Source organism: Catenulispora rubra (genome assembly GCF_015356825.1).
Lineage (GTDB): Bacteria > Actinomycetota > Actinomycetes > Streptomycetales > Catenulisporaceae > Catenulispora > Catenulispora rubra.
In genome coordinates, this window is record NZ_JAACYW010000509.1 from 1 (window position 1) to 3,694 (window position 3,694).

The 3,694-nt window shown below is 70.1% G+C and carries 2 protein-coding genes; both read right to left on the minus strand.

Annotated elements, in window-relative coordinates:
- Positions 1 to 945 (minus strand): aldo/keto reductase (locus GWK61_RS53205; RefSeq protein ID WP_194921973.1); only part of this gene is annotated, 945 nt, incomplete at its 3' end.
- Positions 946 to 960: 15 nt separating this feature from the next.
- Positions 961 to 3,480 (minus strand): excinuclease ABC subunit UvrA, encoded by a 2,520-nt coding sequence (locus GWK61_RS53210; RefSeq protein ID WP_194921975.1) that lies wholly within the window; start codon positions 3,478 to 3,480, stop codon positions 961 to 963.
- Positions 3,481 to 3,694: the final 214 nt, after the last annotated feature.

Genomic DNA, 3,694 nt, shown 5'->3' on the forward strand with positions numbered 1-3,694 from the left:
CCCCTCCACCGCCGCGACCTCCTCCGCCGTCAGCTCGATCTCCAGTGCGGCTACCGCGTCGTCGATGTGATGCGGCTTCGTAGCGCCGAAGATCGGCGCCGTCACCCCCGGCCGGCTCAGCAGCCACGCCAGCGACACCTGCGCCGGCGGCACGCCCCGGGCCGCGGCGATCGCCTCGACCGCGTCCACGACCGGGTAGTCCTCAGCGTTGTACAGCTCCGACGCGTACGGGTCGCTGGTCGAGCGGGTCGTGGTCGCCGCGCCGCCGCGGTTGCGGGCGCCGGCGAGCAGGCCGCGGGCCAGTGGGCTCCAGGGGAGGATGCCGACGCCCTGGTCGATGCAGAACGGGATCATCTCCCGCTCCTCCTCGCGGAACACGAGGTTGTAGTGGTTCTGCATGGACACGAAGCGCGTCCACCCATTCAGATCCGCGGTGTACTGCGCCGTCGCGAACTGCCAAGCCGCCATGCTCGACGCCCCGATGTACCGCGCCTTGCCAGCGCGCACCACATCATGCAGCGCCTCCATCGTCTCCTCGATAGGCGTCTCGGGGTCCCAGCGGTGGATCTGGTACAGGTCCACGTAGTCGGTACCGAGCCGCCGCAGCGAAGCATCGATGGAGGCCATGATGTGCTTCCGCGACAACCCGGCGTCGTTCGGGCCGGGGCCGGTCGGGTAGAAGACCTTCGTCGCCAGAACGTAGTCCTCCCGATGCGCGAACAGCTTCGGCAGGATGCGGCCGGTCACCACCTCGCTGGCGCCGCCCGAATACATGTCCGCGGTGTCGAAGTACGTGATGCCCGCCTCGACCGCGCGCGCCACCAACGGCAGCGCGGCGTCCTCAGGCAGGATCCAGGCCCGCGACTCCGGGCTGCCGTAACTCATCATGCCCAGGCACAGGCGCGAGACTTTCAGGCCGCTGCGGCCCAGTCGTATGTGTCGCAAAATACTCATTCCCCTCTAGGAGGTGTACGCAGCCAAGAATCGCGCGGTGAGCCCGGACCCGCCACCGGATACTTTCGTCGGCGGACCCTCGACGACGATCCGCCCGCCCGCGCTCCCAGCCCCGGGCCCGAGATCCAGAAGCCAGTCGGCGGCTGCGGCGATCCGCAGGTCGTGCTCGACGATCACGACCGTGTTGCCCTGGTCGACGAGCTCCTGCAACCGGGCTAACAGCAGGTCGGCGTCGGCGGGGTGCAAGCCGCTGGTCGGCTCGTCCAGCAGATACAACGTGTGGCCCCGCCGCGCCCGCTGCAGCTCGCTGACCAGCTTGATGCGCTGCGCCTCGCCGCCGGACAGGGTCGTCGCGCTCTGGCCGAGGGTGAGGTAGCCCAGGCCGATGTCGTCGAGCAGACGCAGGATGCGGTGCGCGGCCGGGAGCCCACCGAGTCCACCGAGCCCACCGGGTCCACCGAGCCCACCGAGTCCGTCGAAGAAGCCCAGCGCGTCCTCGACGCTCAGCGCGAGAACGTCGGCGACGGACTTGCCCTCGACGAGAACCTGCAGCGTCTCAGGGTTATACCTCGCTCCGTGGCACACCGGGCACGGCGCGGATTCCGTAGGCAGGAAAAGGAGTTCCACGCTCACCACGCCCTCGCCCTGGCAGTTCGGGCAGCGGCCGTCGGGGAGGTTGAAGCTGAAGCGGCTGGCCGTATAGCCGCGCGACTTGGCCAGCGGCTGGGCCGCGAAGAGCTTGCGGACGGCGTCGAAGAGCCCTGTATAAGTCGCCAGGTTCGACCGCGGCGTGCGCCCGATCGGCTTCTGGTCCACCTGCACTAGCCGGTGGACGGCGTCCAACCCCTCGGCCTTCGGAATGGCGACGATGCGGTCGTCGTCCAGCGCGGCCGCGTCCTCATCCGGGGCCTCCGCATCGTTTCCGGCCGCCGCCGCCTCCGAAGTACCGAGATGGTCCCGCACCGTAGCCGCCAGCACCTGCCCCACCAGCGTCGACTTGCCGGAGCCGGACACGCCGGTCACCGCGGTCAGCGTACCGAGCGGGAAGCGGACGCTCAGACCATTGAGATTGTGGCGCGTGACATCGTGCAGCGTCAGCCACGACGACGGCTCGCGAACGACGGCCGGCGCGACGCTCGGCGCGTTCCCGAACAGATACCGCGCCGTCGCCGACTCCGCGACGTCCTTCAACCCCGCCTCCGGCCCGCTGTACAGCACACGGCCGCCATGCGTCCCAGCGCCAGGACCGAGGTCGACAAGCCAGTCGGCATCGGCGATCACCCGCGGATTGTGTTCGACCACGAAGACCGAGTTCCCAGCAGCGCGAAGCCGACGCAGCGCCGTCAGCAGCAGCTCGGTGTCAGCCGGATGCAGGCCGGCCGACGGCTCGTCGAGCACATATAAGACCCCGAACAAACCACTGCCGAGCTGCGTGGCCAGATGCAGACGCTGGGACTCGCCGCCGGACAGCGTGGACGTGGCCCGATCAGTGCCGAGATAGCCGAGACCGAGCTCACTCAGGGTCTTGAGATGCTCCTCAAGGTTCCCGATCAGCGCCTCGGCAGCCTGCCGTCGCTCCGGCGAAAGCGCCTCGGTGTCAGGATGAACACGAGCCCGGCGCAGCAGATCGGCCAGCTCGGTCAGAGGAAGCGCGGCGGCGCGGGCGATATCGACTCCTGCGATGGTGACACTCAGCGCGAAGGGATTCAGACGCCGTCCCTCGCAGGTCGGACACGGCTCCTCGGTCAGGAAAGACGCGGCCTTGGCCCGCAGCGACGCGCTCTTCGTAGTGGCGTACGTGTGCAGCACCCAACTGCGCGGCGACATGTACGTCCCCTGATACGGCCGGGTGATCCGGTGCGCCTCGCGCACCGGATGCACCGTCACCACCGGCTGCTCCTCGGTGGTCAGCAGCCAGTGCCGCCGCTCGGCCGGCAGCGTCCGGAACGGCGCGTCGATGTCGATGCCCAGCTCGCCGAGGATGTCGCGGTAGTTCTTGCCCTGCCACGCCCCGGGCCACGCGGCGACCGCCCCCTGCCGGATGCTCAGCTCGGGATCGCCGACCAGCCGGTCCTCCTCGACGGTGTACCGGCGCCCGAGCCCGTGGCAGGTCGGGCAGGCGCCGACCGCGGTGTTCGGCGAGAACCAGTCGGAGTCGACCGGCTCGGCCCCGGCCGGATAGGTGCCCGCGCGCGAGTAGAGCATGCGCAGCACGTTCGAGACCCGGCTCACGGTCCCGACGCTGGAGCGCGCGCTGCCCGCGCCGTACTGCTGCCGCAGCGCCACCGCCGGCGGCAGCCCGCTGATGCCCCCGACCCGGGGCGCCCCGGCCTGCTCGATGAGCCGGCGTGCGTAGGGGGCGACGGACTCGAGGTAGCGGCGCTGCGCCTCGGCGTAGATCGTCGCGAACGCCAGCGACGACTTCCCCGACCCCGACACCCCGGTGAACGCCACCACCCGGTCGCGCGGCACGGCGAGGTCGACGTGGCGGAGGTTGTGCTCGGTGGCGTCGCGGACGCGGATCATCGGGTCGGAGCCCGCGGGGCTGATGGAGCCTGCGGATCCAGTGGATTCCGGAGACCCAAGAGAGCCGGCGGGCCCAGTAGATTCCGGAGATCCAAGAGATCCGGCAGACCCGGTCGAGCCCGCGCCGTCCTGCTCAGCGGGCTTGTCGACCATGCGAGTACGGTATCGGCGCGCATGAACCCGCGCACGTCGGTGGCCGGGGTTACGCTCGCAC